The organism is Rheinheimera mangrovi (assembly GCF_003990335.1).
In the GTDB taxonomy this organism is placed as follows: domain Bacteria; phylum Pseudomonadota; class Gammaproteobacteria; order Enterobacterales; family Alteromonadaceae; genus Pararheinheimera; species Pararheinheimera mangrovi.
The window spans coordinates 1790514-1810242 of the sequence record NZ_CP034683.1 but is presented as its reverse complement, the minus strand read 5'-3'; the positions used below and the strand labels follow the sequence as shown (position 1 = coordinate 1810242).

17 protein-coding genes are annotated in these 19729 nt (G+C 46.7%); 9 read left to right on the top strand and 8 right to left on the bottom strand.

Going from position 1 to position 19729, the window contains the following annotated elements; genetic code table 11:
- Positions 1–16 precede the first annotated feature (16 nt).
- The 4 genes from arsC to EK374_RS08190 are packed head-to-tail and all read left to right on the top strand — an operon-like array spanning position 17 to position 2019.
- Complete coding sequence (arsC, locus tag EK374_RS08205; protein ID WP_127021856.1) at positions 17–364, top strand: arsenate reductase (glutaredoxin); 348 nt, start codon at positions 17–19, stop codon at positions 362–364.
- Complete coding sequence (wrbA, locus tag EK374_RS08200; RefSeq protein WP_127021854.1) at positions 361–948, top strand: NAD(P)H:quinone oxidoreductase; 588 nt, start codon at positions 361–363, stop codon at positions 946–948. Before arsC ends, wrbA begins: the two co-directional genes overlap by 4 nt.
- Complete coding sequence (locus EK374_RS08195; RefSeq protein ID WP_127021852.1) at positions 945–1373, top strand: DUF2069 domain-containing protein; 429 nt, start codon at positions 945–947, stop codon at positions 1371–1373. Before wrbA ends, EK374_RS08195 begins: the two co-directional genes overlap by 4 nt.
- Before the next feature lie 55 nt (positions 1374–1428).
- Positions 1429–2019 (top strand): LON peptidase substrate-binding domain-containing protein, encoded by a 591-nt coding sequence (locus tag EK374_RS08190; protein ID WP_127021850.1) that lies wholly within the window; start codon positions 1429–1431, stop codon positions 2017–2019.
- 4 nt (positions 2020–2023) lie between these two features.
- Here EK374_RS08190 and queE read toward each other — a convergent pair whose 3' ends face one another.
- Positions 2024–2689 (bottom strand): 7-carboxy-7-deazaguanine synthase QueE, encoded by a 666-nt coding sequence (gene queE, locus EK374_RS08185; protein WP_127021848.1) that lies wholly within the window; start codon positions 2687–2689, stop codon positions 2024–2026.
- A gap of 87 nt (positions 2690–2776) precedes the next feature.
- Here queE and queC point away from each other — a divergent pair, with 87 nt between their 5' ends.
- Complete coding sequence (gene queC / locus EK374_RS08180) at positions 2777–3454, top strand: 7-cyano-7-deazaguanine synthase QueC (RefSeq protein ID WP_127021846.1); 678 nt, start codon at positions 2777–2779, stop codon at positions 3452–3454.
- Here queC and EK374_RS08175 read toward each other — a convergent pair.
- Together EK374_RS08175 and cysB are read right to left on the bottom strand one after the other, a co-directional pair.
- Positions 3442–4320 (bottom strand): LysR substrate-binding domain-containing protein, encoded by an 879-nt coding sequence (locus EK374_RS08175; protein WP_127021844.1) that lies wholly within the window; start codon positions 4318–4320, stop codon positions 3442–3444. The genes queC and EK374_RS08175 overlap by 13 nt on opposite strands.
- Positions 4321–4507: 187 nt before the next feature.
- Positions 4508–5485 carry an HTH-type transcriptional regulator CysB gene (gene cysB / locus EK374_RS08170; protein WP_127021842.1) on the bottom strand — a complete coding sequence of 326 codons (978 nt, stop codon included), beginning with the start codon at positions 5483–5485 and terminating at the stop codon, positions 4508–4510.
- Between the two features lie 158 nt (positions 5486–5643).
- On the opposite strand from cysB, the gene EK374_RS08165 reads away from it, so the two are divergent.
- Positions 5644–6336 carry a sensor histidine kinase gene (locus tag EK374_RS08165; protein WP_127021840.1) on the top strand — a complete coding sequence of 231 codons (693 nt, stop codon included), beginning with the start codon at positions 5644–5646 and terminating at the stop codon, positions 6334–6336.
- Between the two features lie 87 nt (positions 6337–6423).
- On the top strand, positions 6424–7185 hold the full coding sequence (locus EK374_RS08160; RefSeq protein WP_127021838.1) for a hypothetical protein: 762 nt from the start codon (positions 6424–6426) through the stop codon (positions 7183–7185).
- A 220-nt stretch (positions 7186–7405) separates the two neighbouring features.
- Here the strand turns inward: EK374_RS08160 and topA are convergent, their stop codons facing one another.
- Complete coding sequence (gene topA / locus EK374_RS08155; protein ID WP_127021836.1) at positions 7406–10003, bottom strand: type I DNA topoisomerase; 2598 nt, start codon at positions 10001–10003, stop codon at positions 7406–7408.
- A gap of 363 nt (positions 10004–10366) precedes the next feature.
- Between topA and astB the strand changes: the two genes are divergently transcribed.
- Positions 10367–11710, top strand: coding sequence for an N-succinylarginine dihydrolase (astB, locus tag EK374_RS08150; protein WP_127021834.1), 1344 nt, complete (start codon positions 10367–10369; stop codon positions 11708–11710).
- Between the two features lie 87 nt (positions 11711–11797).
- Here astB and EK374_RS08145 read toward each other — a convergent pair whose 3' ends face one another.
- The gene (locus EK374_RS08145) at positions 11798–14005 is read right to left on the bottom strand and encodes an Ig-like domain-containing protein (RefSeq protein ID WP_127021833.1); all 2208 of its coding nucleotides are present in this window, start codon (positions 14003–14005) and stop codon (positions 11798–11800) included.
- 167 nt (positions 14006–14172) lie between these two features.
- Here EK374_RS08145 and EK374_RS08140 point away from each other — a divergent pair, with 167 nt between their 5' ends.
- On the top strand, positions 14173–15480 hold the full coding sequence (locus tag EK374_RS08140; protein WP_127021831.1) for a dicarboxylate/amino acid:cation symporter: 1308 nt from the start codon (positions 14173–14175) through the stop codon (positions 15478–15480).
- 54 nt (positions 15481–15534) lie between these two features.
- Here EK374_RS08140 and tmpT read toward each other — a convergent pair whose 3' ends face one another.
- From tmpT to EK374_RS08125, 3 genes are all read right to left on the bottom strand, one after another.
- Positions 15535–16185 (bottom strand): thiopurine S-methyltransferase, encoded by a 651-nt coding sequence (gene tmpT, locus EK374_RS08135; RefSeq protein WP_127021829.1) that lies wholly within the window; start codon positions 16183–16185, stop codon positions 15535–15537.
- Positions 16186–16188: 3 nt separating this feature from the next.
- Positions 16189–17172: a protease SohB gene (gene sohB / locus EK374_RS08130; protein WP_127021827.1), complete on the bottom strand. Its 984-nt coding sequence runs from the start codon at positions 17170–17172 to the stop codon at positions 16189–16191.
- A gap of 93 nt (positions 17173–17265) precedes the next feature.
- Complete coding sequence (locus EK374_RS08125; protein WP_127021825.1) at positions 17266–19701, bottom strand: VolA/Pla-1 family phospholipase; 2436 nt, start codon at positions 19699–19701, stop codon at positions 17266–17268.
- Positions 19702–19729: the final 28 nt, after the last annotated feature.

The following is a 19729-nucleotide window of genomic DNA, read 5'->3' as shown; positions in this document are numbered from 1 at the left end:
AAGGCTCAATTTATTTATGATTACGCTTTATCACAATAACCGTTGCTCTAAAAGCCGTGAAGCTTTGGCACTCTTAGAACAAAGCGGCAAAGCTTTTACTGTGCGTTATTATCTGGATCAGCCTTTGTCTGCGGCCGAGTTGATGACGTTACTAAACGCATTACAGCTGCCCGCCCGTGAATTACTGCGCAGTAAAGAAGATGAATACAAAGCGCTGGATCTGGCAAATACTCTGTTGTCTGAACAACAGTTGATTGAAGCTATGGTGCAACACCCGAAGCTGATGGAAAGACCCATACTGCAGGTAGATGGCAAAGCCGTGATAGCCCGTCCTGCCGATAAAATGCTGGCGCTGCTGGCATGAGTGCTCAGTTATTAATTCTGTATTATTCCCGTCATGGCTCTGTTGCAGCTTTAGCTGAAAAAATTGCTATTGGTGCCCAGCAAGCTGGTGCAGAAGTGATGCTACGCACTGTGCCCGCTTTGGATGGTTCTGCGGTCGGTATGCATCCGCATGTCACAGAGCAGGATTTACTCATAGCTGATGGCTTTGCCTTTGGCAGCCCTGTGCGCTTTGGCAATATGGCGGCACCGCTAAAAGCATTTTGGGATAACACCAGTAGTTTGTGGCTTAAAGGGGCGTTAATGGATAAACCCGCCGGTGTTTTTACTTCATCCGGTAGCATGCATGGCGGTAACGAGGCCAATTTACTCAGTATGATGTTGCCTTTGTTGCACCACGGTATGCTGGTGATCGGCCTGCCCTATCTGGAGCCTGAACTGCACCATACCCAAACGGGCGGCACGCCTTATGGCCCAAGTCATGTCAGTGGTTTATCAGCTGAAACCAGTTTAAGCAAAGATGAACATCAACTGGCCATTCAATTTGGTAAACGTTTAGCTTTAGCGGCTATCGCTTTAAAAACTTCCGGATTCACTACTGTATGAACGAGATTTCTGTGCCTATGGCCCCTTCTACCCGTCTTTACCTATGGCTTGGCCGTATAGGCTTCAGTGGTCTTTTTATGCTGATACCACTTTGGGTTTTATGGTTAGCACCACCAGAATTGGGCAGTGCTAAGGTTCTGCTTGCGTTGTTGTGGACGCCTTTGTGGTTCCCGCTCTGGGGCATGATCACAGGCAAAGCTTATACCTTTGCCTGGGCTAATTTTATTGTCATGCTGTATATGATCCACAGTCTGACGCATTTGTGGGTCAGCTCTGGCACAGAGTTTTTGCTGGCTTTGCTTGAACTGCTGTTTTCCTGCCTGATGTTTGTTGGCTGTACTTATTATGCCCGTAACAGGGGTAAAGAACTGGGTTTAAAAATACCTAAACTGAAAGATGATCCAATAAGAACAGCGAAAGACTAATCTAAACCTTCTATGAAAGCGTACATAACCGCAGAGTAGTTAACGACATGCGGTTATGAACCCAACAATAGCTTTATTTCCACTGAATACCCTGCTGCTGCCTCAAGGCAGAATGCGTTTGCGTTTATTTGAACCACGTTATTTAAGGCTGATGAAAGAAGCCAGTAGCGGTGTGCGCCCTTTTGCGATGGCAAGCCTTAATCCACTGGTTAGTCTGCAGCATGCTGACCGTATTTGCCCTGAAGTGACACTAGTGTCTATTGTCGATTTTGAACAATTGCCCGATGGTTTGTTGGGTATTACAGTCGAAGGATTAGGACGTCATCGAATTACGAAAAGATGGCAGGAGCAGGATCAGCTGCATGTAGCAGAACTGGAGCCTATGCCATTTTGGACTGCTGAAAATACCACTGCAGAACAGCAGCAACTCTGGCACAAATTGCAGCTGGTGTTTAAGCAATATCCGGAGTTGGCCAGCCTTTACCCTGAACCTGAACATCAGAATTTATGCTGGTTGGTGTCACGCTGGATGGAACTGCTGCCACTGACCCCCCACTTGAAACGCCAGTGGTTAAAGCAGGATTTAAACGACACAGCCAGAGCTTTAACGCTCTGGCTGGAGGACAGTCTGGAAGAAATCAGCTGAGTGATTAATTAATGCCAAGATACTTATGCACTTGCACACTTAAACGCCAGTTGTGCTGTTTACAAAATTCAATAGCCAGCTGCGTTGCTTTGGCTTTTTGACTGATCGGCTGCAGATAGACCAGTTTGTTTGTTAAATCCAGGCCTTGCAGCAACTCGAGCAGCTCATCGATATGCTTTTCCATGGCTACAGGGTGCTTAATTTCGTTGGCGCGATCCAGCGCTGTACGCAGCACTTCATAGCCCCCTTTCATATTCACTTTAGGCGATACCGTCACCCAGGTCTTACCCGGTGCCAGAATTTCAAAAGTGCCACTGGTTTCAATTTGCGTTGAAAATCCCTGCGCATGCAACAGCTCACACAAAGGCCGTAAGTCATACATACAAGGCTCGCCCCCGGTGATCACCACATGTTTAGCGCGGTAGCCTTTGTCGGCAAACAACTGCATTATTTCTGCTGACGATAAGCTGCACCAGTGATCCGAATCGGCTTTTTTCTCCAAAATAGCCGCAGGGCTTAATTGCAGATCCGGGTCTATATCCCAGGTCTGCTTGGTATCACACCAGGAACAGCCAACAGGGCAGCCTTGTAAACGCAGAAAAATAGCAGGAGTACCGGTGTAACTGCCTTCACCCTGAATGGTCTCGAAAATCTCGTTTACTTTATACACTTTATGGGGTTTTCCTTTAGCTACAGGCTCAGATACAGTACAATGCGCGCCCGAAATTTTGCCTATTATAGCGAGAGAGCCTGACAGATGCCGCAAAAAGTTGTTGTGATCTATTCCGGCGGTATGGATTCATTTACCGTGTTGCATAAAGCCATTGCCGATGGTCATGAAGTTTATGCCCTGTCTTTTAACTATGGTCAGCGCCATGTCAAAGAACTGGTCTGCGCCAAGAGCGTCTGTGAAGAATTAGGCGTTGCGCATAAAGTGGTGGATATTTCTGCGATTAATCAGTTACTGGCAGGTTCCAGCCTGATGGCGCCGGACAGCACCCACGAAGATATTCAGATCCCTGAGGGCCATTACGCTGCTGATACCATGAAATCTACAGTAGTGCCAAACCGCAATATGATTTTATTGTCGTTGGCCGTAGGTTATGCCGTATCGCTGAATGCCCGTGCTGTATATTACGGTGCTCACTCTGGTGATCATTTTATCTATCCGGATTGCCGTCCTGAGTTTGTGCATAAAATGAATGAAGTTTGTCAGGTGGCTAACTACGAGCCAGTAGACATTGTCAGCCCTTATTTAAGCCAAACCAAAATTGAGATTTTGCGCGATGGTTTAGCTATGGGGCTGGATTACAGCAAAACCTGGACCTGCTACAACGGTCGTGAAAAAGCCTGTGGCAAATGTGGCTCTTGTCAGGAACGGCTGGAAGCTTTTGAGCTAAACCAAGCAACAGATCCATTAGCTTACGAAGGCTGATGCAGGCTGATTTGCTCTAACAACTGTCGCAGTGGGTTAGCCTCTTGCTGCCCCTGCCGACAGGCTGCGTACATAGTTCTGAATAAACCTTGCTCTCCTATAGGGATAACCGCCAGCAGGCCCTGAGCCCGATAAGGCTCCATCAGCCAACGAGGCAACAACGCCACCCCCTGCCCCGCAGCAATCAACTGCAAAATCTGGCTGCTTTGCGCCACAGCTCGGAATTTTGCTTCCAAACCCGCTGGAGCCAGTACATAACGATATAAATCCTGCCGGTCCAAAGGCAATGGATAACCTAATAAAGTGTCCTGCTTTAACTGCTGTGCTGTTACAAAAGGTTGCTGCGCCAGTGGATGATCTGTGCTGACTCCCAGACACAACTCCATTTCAAATAAAGCTGAAAAATAACAACCTGCAAGAGCACGTTTGTCTGTCGTCAGCACCAGATCCAGCTCATCGCTTAATAACGCATCCAGCGCATTGTGTTCAATTTCAGCAGAAAACTCGACCGGGCAGTCAGGCTGTAACCCTCCAAAAGCTTTGACAGCAGGCATCAGCCAATGAAAGCAAGCATGGCATTCCACAGCCAATCGAATCCGGTTTAAAGCTTTACCTTTGAGCTGTGCTTCCGCCTGCGCCACCAAAGGCAGCACTTGTGCAGCTAAATCCAACAGCAACTGACCTTGTGTACTAAAACTCACAGGCTGGCTTTTACGCAGGTAAAGTGCAGCCCCCAGATAAGACTCTGCCTCCTTGAGCTGGTGCGATAAAGCCGACTGTGTCAAACACAGCTGCTCAGCTGCAGCAACTAAAGTACCTGTCTGTTGCAACGCTTGTAAGGTGCGCAGCAGCTTTAAATCAATCATCTCCCAATTCCTTTACAACCAATTTCCTGATAACACGAGCCCTGTTCATACGAAAGCATGCTGTCTTTGTTTGGCATAACCCCTTTTGGGCAAGCTTTTATGAAAGCACGTCAGGAACTGCGGCAGGAGTTTGCTCCCTTCATCTGCAGATGAAGGGCCATATTGGCCCTTTATTTAACCAGGTCATTTACTTAACCGGCAGCTCAAACTTGGCAAACATTCGGTCTATATCGTCCTGGTTACGCAGCATATTGGCTTTTTCTACCACTTCACGGGTTAAATGTGGGGCAAAACGCTCAATAAAATCATACATGTAAGTACGAAGGAAAGTGCCTTTTCTAAAACCAATTTTGGTGGTGGATGCAGCAAATAAATGACTGGCATCGATAGACACCAAATCCTTATCTAAATCCTTATCCATAGCCATTGAAGCAATCACCCCGACACCTAAACCCAAACGTACGTAGGTTTTAATCACATCGGCGTCAGTGGCAGTAAAGACGATTTTAGGCTCCAGGCCTTTTTCGCCAAAAGCGCGGTCCAGTTCAGAACGCCCCGTAAAACCAAACACATAGGTGACTATAGGGTGTTCAGCCACATCTTCTACCGCAATTTTACGGCTTAAGGTTGCCAACGGGTGGTCGTGACGAACGATCACGCTGCGATTCCAGTGGTAACAAGGCAACATCACTAAATCGTTAAATAAATGCATAGCCTCTGTGGCAATTGCAAAATCCGCATCTCCACGCGAAGCGGCTTCTGCAATTTGTGAAGGCGTGCCCTGATGCATATGCAAAGACACTTTAGGAAATTTTTTCATAAAACCACTGATCACCGGAGGCAGTGCATAACGCGCCTGAGTGTGAGTTGTGGCTATGTTCAGCTTGCCTTGATCTGGCAAGGTATGTTCTTTGGCAACTGCCTTAATGCTCTCAACTTTTCCTAGTATTTGTTGAGCTATTTCAATAACATCTCTGCCAGCTGGTGTAACATGGGTCAGGTGTTTGCCGGAGCGCCCAAAAACCTGGATACCCAGCTCATCTTCCAGCATCCGCACCTGTTTACTGATGCCGGGTTGTGAAGTGTATAAACTCTCCGCAGTTGCAGAGACATTCAGGTTGTGATTGAGAACTTCAACAATATAACGTAGCTGTTGTAATTTCATGTGTCAGTGATCCGTTCTTGGCATATGATATAAACACTATACATATTCATCTGGATATTCCAACTTATTTTGATTTACTTGGAATATATAACCAATAGTAACTAAAAAGACTGCTGTTTTTGTGTCATTGGCAGTACAACGGGATCATCGGGGACAGTATGTCAGGTTCAGACTCATCCATCGACTTTGCAACAGTGCTGGCATCTGCAGCACATGATATGAAAAACTCTTTGTGCTTATTGATCCAGTCCATTGATAACCTGCAACAAGAGCAACAACAGCTGGATACCAATGGCCGGGAGGAATTGTCCCGAATTCACTATGAAGCCAACAGGCTGAATATCAATTTGCTGCAATTATTGTCCTTGTACCGCATTGAAAAAAATCAACTTCCTTTACAAATAGATCAGTTTTACATCTCTGATTTATTCGAAGAAGTCCTGCTGAAAAATGAAATGTACAGCACTCAAAAAAACATTCAGGTTGAAGTGCAGGAAAGCAGCGAATTACTTTGGTATTTTGACAGCGATCTGGTTAGTAACCTGCTGAACGACATGTTTGTCAATGCATTGCGTTATACAAAAAGTAGATTGTTACTACGGGCAGAACTGACCGAATATGGCCTCGCTATTGAATTACACGATGACGGCCCTGGCTATCCTGAATTTATGCTGGAAAATGCCGATACCCTAATGAAAAATTTAAATTTGGCAGCAGGCCGCACAGGTTTAGGCCTGTTTTTTGCAGGGTTAATAGCCAAAGCGCATAAAAATCATGGTAAAACTGGTTTTATTCGCTTAAGTAATGGTGGTCTGTATGGCGGTGCCATGTTTAGTCTGTATTTACCCTGACCTTACTGTAGATATGTTTCATGGCCCGCCTTAAAATCAGGCCTTAGCTGAAATCCCCTCTTAGAATCTGGGGGCAACGGAGTTTAGATGCTTTTTACTATTATCATTGTACTGGTTGTTGCACTGGTGGTTATCGCCGTGATTGTCAACGCAGTGCAGCAACATAAAGAGCGGCTGGCATCGCTGAAACGCGCTGAGTTTTCGAAACTCAGATCGCTGCTCGAAGATACAGAAGACATTCTGTTGAATGCGGCCAATGTGCCTATTACCAAAGGCATCACACAAATGCTGCTAAAACGTATAGTAGTCACTCTCAAAGCTATGCTTGAGTTAGAGCCTACTTCAAAAGACCTTAAAAAGCGTATTGGTGAAACAGAATCGCGTTTGCAGGAAACGGCAACAGGTGATCTGACCGTCGAAGGCTTAACCATGCCAGACAACGATAAGCAAATTATCGGTATGATCCAGGGGATAAAGAAACTGCGCACAATTTTGCGCTCGGAACATGCCCGCGGCAATATTGATACACAAACCGTAGTACAGGAAGACAGACGGCTGGAGATGCTGCAGCTACGTATTAATGTTGAAAGCCAGGTGAAGCGTGGCCATCAGGCTCGTTCAAGCAATATGTTGGGGTCTGCACGTCAATGCTACGAAAAAGCGCTCGCTACTTTATCGAACTGTGCTCATATAGATGACTATGTAACAAATCGTAAAAGTGAAGTGATGACCATACTGGAAGATATTGCCACTGAACTGAAAGATGGTAACCTGCGCGACAGGCAGAAAAAAGCAGAGCAGGAAAACAACGATTTGGATGTACTATTTGCCCCGAAACGAAAGTGGTAACTATCCCTGCGTACTTGAAGCTATAGCTTTGTTGACTGCGTGCTCTCGCCCCAGACATATAGAGAAAATATCTACTTAGCGTTGCGTGCGCATTCTCGCCTCAATCCAATTGCACATAGGACTTCTATGCTCCTGGGGCCTCCCTGCAATTCCAATTACTTTGGGTATAGTGCTCAGACATTAAAAAAGGCGCCTCAGCGCCTTCTTTATTACAGTGAAATCACTTCTCTTTTTCTTTGGTGACTACCCAGCGGCCATTTTCGAACCAGGCAGACCAGCCTGTGGCTTTGCCGTCTTTCTCCGTCATCACATACTGCTGCTTTGTTTTGCGACTCCAGCGGATGATGGTCGGATTACCAGAAGCATCAGCTGCAGGAGCTTCTGCCAAATAGTGGAACTTCGGCATAATACGATCTTTAAAGCGAGCCAGTTCAGACACCAGAGGCGCTCGTGTTTCCCTGGATTTAGGGAAAGTCGCGGCAGCGAGGAATAAACCTGCGGCACCATCACGCAACACAAAATAGGTATCTGACTTTTCGCATTTGAGCTCAGGCAAATGCACCGGATCTTCTTTTGGCGGCGCAGCTTCACCATTTTTCAGCAGCTTACGGGTGTTTTTACAGGCGTCATTGGTACAACCAAAGTACTTACCAAAACGGCCTGATTTGAGCTGCATATCGCTGCCACACTTTTCACATTCGATCAGCGGGCCGTCATAACCTTTGAGCTTAAACACACCGGATTCAACCAGATAACCATCACAACCCGGGTTATTACCACAGACATAAAGCTTACGCTGCTCGTCTATCAGGTAATGATCCATGGCAGTGCCACATTTAGCACAACGCTTTTTATGACGCAGTACTTCGGTTTCCAGTTCGTCATCGTCGGCTACTTCAACCGCATCATCACCTGGTGTCAGGTTCATGGTGGTGGTACAACGCTCTTTCGGCGGCAGGTTGTAGCCTGAACAGCCCAAAAACACCCCGGTAGAGGCGGTACGAATACCCATCTGACGGCCACAAGTCGGGCAGGCAATGTCAGTCAGCACAAACTGATTGGTGCGCATGCCACCTTGCTCAGGATCAGATTCTGCGGTTTTTAACTGATGAGAAAAATCACCGTAGAATTGGTCCAGAACCTTCTTCCACTGCAGTTCGCCCTGAGCTATATCATCCAGCCGGACTTCCATATTAGCGGTGAAGTCGTAACTCATTAAATCGCTGAAGTTTTCGACTAAACGGTCTGTAACAATTTCACCCATTTTCTCAGCATAGAAACGACGGTTGTCTACTTTGACATAACCACGTTCCTGAATAGTGGAAATAATGGCTGCGTAAGTCGAAGGACGGCCTATACCGCGTTTTTCCAGTTCTTTTACTAAACTGGCTTCGCTAAAACGTGCCGGTGGTTTGGTAAAATGCTGAGCAGGAGCTAACTGTTCCAGCGTTAAGGTTTCGCCCGGTTTGACATCCGGCAGTTCCAGCTCTTCTTCGTCTTTGCGTTTTTGCGCAGGCTGCACTTTGGTCCAGCCGTCAAAACGTAATACACGGCCTTTAGCTTTTAATTCAAAGTCAGCTGCGGTGACAGTGATGGTCGTCACATCATATTGAGCTGATGGCATTTGGCAGGCAACAAACTGGCGCCAAATCAGCTCGTAAAGCTTACGGGCATCGGCTTCCATATCCTGCAGACTGCTGGCTAAAACAAACACATCAGATGGACGAATGGCTTCGTGCGCTTCCTGAGCATTGGCTTTGCTGCCATAACTTAAGGGTTGTTCCGGCAGATACTTAGCACCAAAACTTTGTTCAATATAATCGCGACAAGCGGTAAGTGCATCCACACTTAAGTTGGTCGAGTCGGTACGCATATAGGTAATGTGACCGGCTTCGTACAAGCGCTGCGCCAGCATCATGGTTTTTTTCACACCATAACCTAAACGGGTACTGGCAGCTTGTTGTAAGGTCGAGGTGATAAAAGGCGCCTGAGCTTTACTGCTCGATGGCTTATCTTCGCGCTCAGTGACCTGATAGCTGGCTTTTTGCAACACAGCCACAGCAGCATCAGTCTGAGCTTTATTTTCCGGTCTGAAGGCTTTTCCGGCCTGTTTAGCCACATCCAGTTGCAGGTTTACACCCGTTTTGGTCAGGGTGTCTGCGGCAACAGTCCAGTATTCTTCCGGCACAAAAGCTTTAATTTCACGCTCACGCTCTACCACTAAACGCACAGCGACAGACTGTACACGGCCAGCAGATAAGCCACGGGCGACTTTTTTCCACAACAATGGCGACACCATAAAGCCAACAACCCGGTCTAAAAAGCGACGGGCTTGCTGCGCATTTACACGGTGCTGATTCACTTCACCTGGTTCAACGAAAGCATTTTTAATGGCGTTTTGAGTGATCTCGTTAAACACCACACGTTTAAACTTCTGATGTTCGCCACCAATAATTTCCTGAAGGTGCCAGGCTATCGCCTCCCCTTCCCGGTCTAAGTCCGTTGCCAGATAAACAGTGTCTGCTTTTTCAGCCAGAGCTTTCAGCTCTTTGACGACTTTTTCTTTGCCAGGCAAAATTTCATAGCGGGCCTGCCAGTTGTTGTTTGGATCTATACCCATACGTTCAACCAGAGCCTGATACTCTTTTTGCTCTTTGCTGAGCTTCGTCTTGTCTTCTTTGACTTTATCTTTGTTGCTGCTCGTTGGCAGATCGCGGATATGGCCTACGCTGGATTTGACGATAAAGTCATTTCCAAGGTACTTATTGATAGTTTTAGCTTTCGCTGGTGATTCGACTATGACTAGTGATTTCGCCATTTTATGATTGAGATCCCTGACCTTTTAGCGTGCCGGCGGGCACTTCTTTTTTAACGTATATCCGTAAACTCAAGTTGTGACAAGAGAATAAGTTCATTATTATGCCAGAAGGTCACAATTTAGTGACTTTTCGCTGAATAAATCAGCGGCTCCTGCATAAAGTAAAAAAGTCACAGCAAAGAGGCAAGCTCAACGGCTGACTATCTGGCTATGGCTATAACTACGGGGGTTAGTTTCCCAGAGTCACTGCAGTTACGGCCGGTAAAGCTGTGATTTTCAGTGCCAGCGGAAAAAAAATGAAGCAACGGCCGCAATAATAATAAAAGCAGTGCCCCTTCCCAAAAATGAAGGAATAAAGCAAAAATGAAGTTCTTTGAAGCAAACTTTGACGGCCTCGTCGGGCCGACACACAACTATGCCGGATTATCCATCGGCAACGTTGCCTCTCTCAATAACGCCAAAAATACCTCCAGTCCGAAACAAGCTGCTAAGCAGGGCTTGCAGAAGATGAAATCTCTGTCTGAACTGGGGTTAATACAAGGCGTACTGGCGCCACAGGAAAGACCTGATGTCTATACCTTAAGACGTTTAGGTTTTACCGGCACTGACAGTGAAGTGATTAGTAAAGCAGCAAAACAAGCACCCGCTGTACTGAAGGCCGTTTGTTCGGCCTCCAGTATGTGGACAGCCAACGCCGCCACTATTTCGCCCAGTGCAGATACGGCGGATGGTAAGATTCATTTTACGCCGGCGAACTTAACCAATAAGTTTCACCGCTCACTGGAACCTGTCACCACAGGTCGTATTCTCAAAGCCATGTTCAGTGATGACAAACATTTTGCGCATCACCAGCATCTGCCGGACAACGATCACTTTGGTGATGAAGGTGCAGCCAATCATACCCGTTTATGCAGTGACTACGGTAAGTCAGGTGTCGAGCTGTTTGTATACGGCCGCTACGCCTTTGACTCATCTAAACCTGCGCCTAAACGCTTCCCTGCCCGGCATACGCTGGAAGCCTGTGAAGCAGTAGCCCGTCTGCACGGTTTATCCGAGAACGGTGCTGTGATGATGCAACAAAACCCGGACGTGATTGATCAGGGTGTGTTTCATAACGATGTGATAGCAGTGGGTAACCAGAATGTGCTGTTTTTCCACGAACAGGCTTTTGTTGACACCCAAAACAAGCTGGACGAAATTCGTCGTAAGTTTGGCTCTGCTGCTGATCTGCATTTTATTGAAGTCAAAACCTCTGAGGTGTCGGTCGCAGAAGCCGTGAAAACCTATTTGTTTAACACTCAACTGGTCACTTTACCCAATGGTGATATGGCGATTATCGCACCAACAGAATGCCGTGACAGTGCTACGGTTTCTGCATATCTGGAGCAGCTGACAGGCCGTGGTACTCCGGTGCGCCAGGTGCATTATTTTGATGTCAAACAAAGTATGCAAAATGGCGGTGGTCCGGCGTGCTTACGCTTGCGTGTGGCCATGAGCGACGCAGAACATCAGGCTGTTAATCCGGCCGTGCTGATGAACAACAGCTTGTTTATCCACTTAAATCAGTGGGTAGACACGCACTATCGTGACGAGATCAGCGAAGCCGATTTAGCCGATCCTCAGCTGCTGGTTGAAAGCCGTCAGGCATTGGATGAGCTGACAAAAATCCTGAAACTCGGTTCTGTTTATCAGTTCCAGCGTAATTGACAAATTAACGGACAGATTAACAACATAAGGCGGATAAACATTCCGCCTTTTTTATGCCACGGTACAGACAACAGCTGCAGCTTAGCTTTAATTGGTATTGCTGCACAAAGCGCCGCTACCAAAAGGATTACTTGCCGGTTTAGCGGTCTCATCTGAGACATACTCACCCGAAACCAAAATCCGATATTCCCGGCTTGCAATGTTTTCAGTTCCATCGGCAAAACCTGTCACAGACAATAATACTCTGGTCCATGGGGCAAAATCTCTGGTATAGGTTAAATCAAAGGTAGCAATACCATTGTCATCAGCTTGCACTGTACGGGGAACCGAAGCCACATTACCCGGCGTTAGCTGACCATTTCCATTGAGGTCTTCACCCGGATCCAAAATACCATTGTTATTCACATCTTCACTTGCACAGTCAGGGCTGGTGATCACGGAATCCCAATACTCAAAATCAATTAGATCGGGAACTGCCATCCAAAAGCCTTTGTTATAGCTTAAAGGCACTACAGAAACGTTCAACTCCTGCCCCGCCACAGGATTACCTGAAGAATCCGTGACCAAAATCGAAAACTCCTGTGCAAACAAAGAATTACTTGGAGCGATGATGCTATTGCCTGTACCAAAGCGGAAAAACAAAGTCCTGGATCCGACAGATACAGGAGTGTTCCCCCTGACCACTGGCGTCGTATTAAGTACTGTAGCTAAAACGTTTAAATTCGCACCTGTCCCAGCCCCAGTCGTATTGTCAGCCGTAAAGACTGTACTGGCGAGCCCCTGAGAATCGGTGATCGCCACTGCCGGATTAATTTGGCCACCAGGAGCGCCATCCAGAGTAAAGGCCACTGAGCGGTTTTTCACAGGATTATTATTCTTATCACGCACGACAGAGCGAACAACACTTTGTTCACCTGGGCCTAACTGAGCAGGAAAAGCGGACACGGCTATGGTATCCGGCACTGTGGCAATAAACTCTATCTGAGTTTGAGTGGTCAATAAATCCGTGGCTCCGGACCGAACTTCAGTCGCTGCAATATTGGCAAAACCAGCAAAATTGGAGGCAACCAAAACCGAAGCCTGACCTTGCGCATTCGTTGTTTGATCCACAGAAACCTGAGTAACATTTCCTGTCAGTAATCCCAAAGTTCCTCTGGTGGTAGTGAAGTTAAGCGCTTTGCCGGCATTAGGTAAATTGTTCACCAGCCATTCCGCGGTAAGTGACTGCTCAATGCCAAGTGGGACTTCTATGACGTCCGTATTTAAAAAGCGGAACTGATCTGCCTGAATGCTGATAGTAGCAACAGCCGTAGCGCCCAGCCCCACAACAGTCAGTTCATCTGTACCGCCCTGGACGGCTCTGTAGGTGAAGGAAACCCGACCGCTATTGCCAGCTGTGACCAGTGAAGTACTGCTGACAGGATTACCTAAAGCTGATGTCACAGTTAAAGTTCTACCCTGAATACCTTTGCCATCAAAGTCAGTTAAATCTGCGGTAATGGAGACTTCGTCAGACAACACCATCGAGCGTGGCGCACTGATCAGAATGGCTGTGCCTATGACGTTAATATCTAATGTAGCGAGTTTATCTCCCACCGCTGCCGTGACAGTGATAGTCCGTAGTGAAGGGTCTATACTGCTGGACAGGTTGGCTTTGGCTACGCCGTCCGATTCTGTCACAGCACTCACTACCTCCAGTTGACCGGAACTGGTACTGAATTGCACAGTCACTCCGGGCTGCAGTACATTGTTGGCATCGAGAACGACCGCTGACACCGCCACCTTTGCTGTATTGCCTGAGCCTAATTGCAGGCTGTCTGCAATGAGACGAAGTGAGCCCACAGGCTTTTCAGGTTCCACATCATCAGCATCTCCGGCTGAAGCAAAACTGATGGTCGCAGATTGTCCGCCGGTTAAAGTGGCGGCTATTGTGCCGGCGCCACTTTTGGTACCAACAACAACCCCGATTACCGCAATACCACTGCTATTTGTCTGCGCTGTGCCGGCTTCGTTATTAAAACTGGCCAGAAGCGCGTCATTAAAACTAAAAGTGACCAACTGACCCGCCATAGAACGACCGGTTGAAGAAGTTAAAGTCGCAGTTAAGGTCAGAGGCTGGGCTTTACTCACTTCTGAGGACACCACAGCAGATGCGCTTGTTAACGCCAGACTGATGCTTATCACTTCGGTAGAGCCGCCACCGTCATCGTCGTCACTAATGGTGCCTCCACCACCGCCACAGGATGCCAACAGAAACAAAAGAATGATGACAAAGTAGCACCGGACTCTAAGCATCTGGACTCTCCATTGGATGCGCTAACTTATTGTAATTATTCTAGCTTAGTCGAAACTTTCAGATGGGGTTAAGCCAAAGCGTAAAATAATTCAGTTCGTTGTGGTTTTTCTTTTGACTCACAAACTGTTAGGCTTAGCGACATTTTCTGGTCTGATAAAAAATAGAAATGACGTCTAAAAAGAAATTGGGTCTAACTCCACGTATTCTGATCGGTATGGCACTGGGTATCCTGGTCGGTGCATTGTTTAAATTTCTGTTAGCAGGTGAAGCCGAACGGACCTTGAGTTTATTTGGCGTTGAATTAGGTCTGCGGGCATTTTTTGTTGACGGCATTTTTCATGCTGGCGGGCAAATTTTTGTCGCAAGCTTAAAAATGCTGGTGGTTCCTTTAGTTTTTGTCTCTTTGGTCTGTGGGACCAGTTCGTTAAGTGATGGCAGTACACTTGGGCGCCTGGGTGGCAAGTCTGTAGGTTTGTATATTCTCACTACAGCCATCGCCATCGCCATCGCCATCTTTTTTGCACTGCTGGTGTCTCCAGGTACTGGTGTACAAATGACGGCAGATGCAAATTTTAGCGTGCAACAAGCACCGTCTATTACTCAAGTCTTTATCAACATGTTCCCAAGTAACCCGGTTGAAGCCATGGCGAAAGGAGAAATGCTGCAAATTATCGTCTTCTCAGTGCTATTCGGATTAGCAGTTGCACTCACTGGTGAAGCAGGCGCCAGAGTTCGGGCTTTGTTTACTGACTTAAATGAAGTAGTGATGAAGCTGGTTGGCTTTATGATGGCTTTAGCGCCTTATGGCGTATTTTTTCTGATGGCCAAACTTTTTACCAGTTTAGATTTGAAAGATCTGGAAAGCCTCGGCTGGTATTTCAGCACTGTACTTTTTGTATTGTTTTTCCATGGTTTCATTGTCTACGGTTTGTTTATCGGGGTCTTCGGCGGTTTAAATCCACTGATGTTTTTCCGGAAAATGAAAGATGCTGCTTTGTTTGGTTTTAGCATGTCCAGCAGCAACGCGACTATTCCAGTTAACATGGAAACTACTACAAAAAAACTGGGGGTCAGTAACAATATTGCCTCCTTCACTATTCCTTTGGGCGCAACCATCAATATGGATGGAACCGCCATTATGCAGGGTGTTGCCACTGTATTTATTGCACAGGTATTTCAGGTTGATTTAACCACTATGGACTATCTGATGGTTATTTTGACAGCCACTTTAGCCTCTGTAGGTACTGCTGGAGTGCCTGGCGTAGGTTTGATTATGTTGGCTATGGTTTTGCAGCAAGTCGGTTTGCCTGTCGAAGGTATAGCGCTGATTATTGGTGTAGACCGTCTATTAGATATGACCCGCACTGCTGTGAATATCACAGGTGATGCCATGGTATCCTGCCTTATCGCCAAAAGCGAAAATCAGTTTGATGCAGAATGTTTTAACAACCCCGATGCCGGTAGAAACAGTTAAAACTTCAGTGATAAAAAACGCCGCATAATGCGGCGTTTTTTATGGCATTCACAGCTACCAGCGGATCCAATACGCTTTTTCAACAAGCTTACTGACGTTAAACTGCCGCTGTGCAAAAGGCCGTCCCGTCAGATTTCGCAGCGCTACTAACTCCACAGAGGCCGAATAATCAAACAACTGCCTAACTTCCTGCTCAGTCACTGAAAATGGTGGGCCGGACATTTCTTCTTGTGGATACTCCAAACTCAACAGCAACAAAGAAACGGGTCCAGTACATAGTTTTTTTAATTGCTTTACGTAGTCAATGCGCATCTGCGAAGGTAAGGCAATCAGTGCTGCTCTGTCATAAATCAGCCCAATTTCGTCTAGTTGTTCTGGCTTTAAAGCAAAGTAGTCACCTTGCCAGATATCCACAGACTGATGACTAAAGTACTGAAAATCGCCTTGTGCTGAAACAGAGAACTTTTGCTCCTGCTGCTGATAAAACTGCTGGCAGGCCAATTCAGACAGCTCCGCACCTATCACTTTTCCCTGCTGAGATAACCACCACAGATCCAGGCTTTTGCCGCACAAAGGCGCAAAAACAGTCTTAGAGCGATCCCAACTCAGTTGAGATACCAGTACAGGCAACAGCGGGTGAACATCATATTGATGAAAACCTATTCGTTGTTGTTGCCAACAGTTATGCCAAAATTCCGAATGCATCAGTTAACGCCAGAAACTAAGTTGCGACAATTTATGCAAACTGCTGCTTAGCGCCGTGCTTGCTGCCAAACCCACTTTTTCTGCCAGTTTAAGCTTAAGCTGATACTTCACCTGCACTACCTTTTTACTGTGAAATTGCTGCACTAAATAATCATCACTGGTTTGAAGTTGGTCGATTAAATGTAAATCCAGCGCCTGATAACCAAACCAATGCTCACCTGTTGCAACCTGATCTATATCAAGTACAGGTCTGTGTTTATGCACAAAGTCTTTAAACAACACATGAGTTTGTTCCAGTTCCTGCTGAAACTTCTCGCGGCCCTTGTCCGTATTCTCGGCAAAGACTGTGACTGTGCGTTTAAATTCGCCTGCAGTGAATTGTTCTACATCTATATGGTTCTTCTTCAACAGCTTATGGAAGTTAGGCAACTGAGCAACCACACCAATAGAGCCAACAACAGCAAAAGGTGCTGCTAAAATGCGATCGGCAATACAGGCCATCATATAACCACCACTGGCCGCTACTTTGTCGACAGCCACTGTCAGGCGAATATTGTGCTGTTTTATCCTATCAAGCTGAGACGCAGCCAAGCCATACCCATGCACCACCCCACCTGGGCTTTCCAGCCGGAGCAATACTTCATCTGTGGCCGTTGCAACAGCTAACACAGCTGTTACTTCTTCGCGCAAGGCGTCCACTTCATGCGCATCCATACTGCCATTAAAATCCAATACAAAAAGCCGTTCTTTTGGCTCATCTTTTTGTTTTTGACTTTTTGTCCAGGCTTTATAGGCTTTTTTATCCAGCAGTTGTTGTTGTAAATCGGCGGTCAATTCGCTGTAATCTTCTGACAGGTCGCTAAACTCCAGCTCACCTTTTTTCGTCTTTTGTCTGGCGGAAACCACCAGAACGATAATCACAGCGACAGCTATCACCACAGTGGCGGTTTTCGCCAGAAATAAACCATATTGATATAAAAATTCCATTTTTATTCCTTTTCGAGAAAAACTACAGGCATTGTAGCTTGATAGTCATAAAAAAAGCCCAGCAAGCTGGGCTTTTTATAGGTGGTGGGACCTCTAGTTAGCAGGAGCCATCACAGCGCCGTTAGTAACTACAACACCAGCACCACGCCCCATAAAGAAGCTAACGCTTTGGCTTTGCATTTCTGTAGTAGCAGCACTACTAGCAGCAGGGCTTAGAATTGAGCTATGACCACCGGCAATAAAGCGGCTTAATGCAGTGCCGGTCACTGGATAAGTACCAGCAACGTTATTCACCGCTGATGCGCCTAATAACGCAGCCAAAGGTTCAGTACCAGCCAGAGGCATAGCTGCAGCACGGTTTGGTATCACCTGATCCGGTAACTGTCCTGCCTGATCACCAACAACTTCAATGATATAGGTAGGAGTTGCGGACGCAACAAGCATTGAAGCGTAGTTATTTGGGTCACCCGCATCTGTCACTGTTTGTGCAGCAAAGGCAAAAGAAGCGAAAGAGGCGTTTAATGCAGCCAAAGCTGTTGGGTTTGTAGCACTCAAGGCCTGAACAAAAGAGTTAAAGCAAGCAGCATAAGGAGCAGCTTGGCCTGTACCACAAGTATTGGATGCAGCAAACTGGGTGTAAGCCGCAGCAGTAGTACCCCCTGCACCTAACAATACACTGGCTTTAATAGTTGGACCAAAAGACGCTGATTCCAGCAGGAAGTTGGCTACAGCACCACCAGGCATAGCTAAAGTTGCAGAACGGATTTTATATAAAGCATCCAGTTGAGCACTGCCTGTTGTAGTGTTGGCCAAAGCCACCATAGAAGTCCCAGAGATAGCGCCTAACGAGTGACCTAAGAACTGTACATCCTGAGTATTCAACAAACCAGGCTGGTTATTAAAGTTCATGCCTAAACGTAAGCCGAGCATGTCCGCAATACTTTGACGCAGGTTGTCACGAGTGACCAACAGGTTTGAAAGATTCATATAATCAGTAGCGCTATTGGTCGAAGCGTTAATGACTAAATCTTTCACTACACCATTCGCATCTTGTACTGGAAATTTGAAGCCACGACTGCCGTGTAACGGATGGTCAATAGCGATAGTGGCAAAACCACGGGCAGACAAGGCGCCGGTGATAGCTAACATATCTTCTTTTTTGGACGTAATACCATGTTGCAATATCACGACAGGCCAGCCCGCCGCTGGTTTGACTAAACCTAAGGCGGCACCACGAACTTCATCCGGCACGGTAACCTGCACGGCCACGGTTTGAGTGCTGTTTGTTTTAGGAATAACATTAAACTTGGTCAGGTGACGTTGTTTGTCTAAACCAAAGTCACGTAAAGCACCGCCTGATGCAGCTTTACAATACGCGTCATTAGCCAATTGCGCCGGATCAGTAATACCTGATTCAAGAGCAGTTTTCTGAGCATCAGACAATGACGCAATAATAGCGCCTGAGTCACAACGAGCAACCCAGCGGGTACTCAAAGGCGATGCTGGATTTCCTGCCGTTGCAGCTTTCAAATAATACGGCAGATTGATGGTACCAGTGTAGAGTTTCGCCAGTTTAAAAATAAAACGCGGATCAGCCGGGCTGTCCGCTACTGTTTGTCCTTGGAATAAAACATCAGATACCACTGCGCCAGTATCAGTCAGCATTACAGATGGAGGGGTGTTGTTGTTTAATGGGCTTGGCGCCATTAACTTCTTAATGCTGGCAAATACCGGAGCAGTAGACTGAGTAGTAATAGCTGCGGTGTATATAATGTCAGCTTTATTGATAGACTCTACCGAAACTGCATTTTCAAAACTATTGATCACTCCTTGTAATGCCAGTTGAGCCGCTGTACCTAATGGCTTAGTGGTAATATCCTGTTTAACCAACTCATAGGTGACGGAAGGTGCGACAGAACGGCCTTCACTGTCTTTTAAGGCGTTCGTGACTACCAGGATATAGGTAGTGGCTGGTTTTAAAGGCTTTAACGGGATAACGGCAACGTTATTGCCACTGGCGCGGGTAATGTAATCCACACCATAACGCAGGCTGCCTACAGGCTTACAGGCTGCACCACGAGGGACTACACGGCAATCTGCGTCAGGCGAAGCTGGGTCGCCCATCAGAGTTTCAACTAAATAAACAGCACCTGCTTGCTGTACACTGGCCGCATCCAAAGTCACACCAGAGGCAAAGCTCAGAGCTAAAGTGAATGGGTTTTGAGTCGACCAACCATCCAGTGCTCCGAGGGCAGTGCTTGGATCTGCATAATTTGGATAGTTTAAATGCGCGCCAGAGGCGTTTTTCTCACCGGGCATAAACAAGGTGCCGTCAGTGGTCCCTTGTAACAATAAATCGTTTGGTGGTGATAACACACCATTGGCAGGGTCATACACTACACGTGATAAAGGGATCTGAACCTCACCACCTGTCTGAGTATCTTCTTTAATTTCGTCCAGTGATTCGCCACCACAACCGGCTAAACCTAATGCACTGGCAATAGCAAAGCTAAGCAACAGCTTGTTCATATCTTCTCCCCGTGTCCTGTATTTTTCT

Excerpts from the sequence above, each read along its gene's own strand:
- astB (WP_127021834.1), top strand. The coding sequence starts at position 10,367 with ATGAAGTTCTTTGAAGCAAACTTTGACGGCCTCGTCGGGCCGACACAC.
- tmpT (WP_127021829.1), bottom strand. The coding sequence starts at position 16,185 with ATGCATTCGGAATTTTGGCATAACTGTTGGCAACAACAACGAATAGGT.
- EK374_RS08195 (WP_127021852.1), top strand. The coding sequence starts at position 945 with ATGAACGAGATTTCTGTGCCTATGGCCCCTTCTACCCGTCTTTACCTA.
- wrbA (WP_127021854.1), top strand. The coding sequence starts at position 361 with ATGAGTGCTCAGTTATTAATTCTGTATTATTCCCGTCATGGCTCTGTT.
- topA (WP_127021836.1), bottom strand. The coding sequence starts at position 10,003 with ATGGCGAAATCACTAGTCATAGTCGAATCACCAGCGAAAGCTAAAACT.
- EK374_RS08160 (WP_127021838.1), top strand. The coding sequence starts at position 6,424 with ATGCTTTTTACTATTATCATTGTACTGGTTGTTGCACTGGTGGTTATC.
- queC (WP_127021846.1), top strand. The coding sequence starts at position 2,777 with ATGCCGCAAAAAGTTGTTGTGATCTATTCCGGCGGTATGGATTCATTT.
- arsC (WP_127021856.1), top strand. The coding sequence starts at position 17 with ATGATTACGCTTTATCACAATAACCGTTGCTCTAAAAGCCGTGAAGCT.
- EK374_RS08125 (WP_127021825.1), bottom strand. The coding sequence starts at position 19,701 with ATGAACAAGCTGTTGCTTAGCTTTGCTATTGCCAGTGCATTAGGTTTA.
- EK374_RS08190 (WP_127021850.1), top strand. The coding sequence starts at position 1,429 with ATGAACCCAACAATAGCTTTATTTCCACTGAATACCCTGCTGCTGCCT.
- EK374_RS08165 (WP_127021840.1), top strand. The coding sequence starts at position 5,644 with ATGTCAGGTTCAGACTCATCCATCGACTTTGCAACAGTGCTGGCATCT.
- sohB (WP_127021827.1), bottom strand. The coding sequence starts at position 17,172 with ATGGAATTTTTATATCAATATGGTTTATTTCTGGCGAAAACCGCCACT.
- EK374_RS08175 (WP_127021844.1), bottom strand. The coding sequence starts at position 4,320 with ATGATTGATTTAAAGCTGCTGCGCACCTTACAAGCGTTGCAACAGACA.
- EK374_RS08140 (WP_127021831.1), top strand. The coding sequence starts at position 14,173 with ATGACGTCTAAAAAGAAATTGGGTCTAACTCCACGTATTCTGATCGGT.
- cysB (WP_127021842.1), bottom strand. The coding sequence starts at position 5,485 with ATGAAATTACAACAGCTACGTTATATTGTTGAAGTTCTCAATCACAAC.
- EK374_RS08145 (WP_127021833.1), bottom strand. The coding sequence starts at position 14,005 with ATGCTTAGAGTCCGGTGCTACTTTGTCATCATTCTTTTGTTTCTGTTG.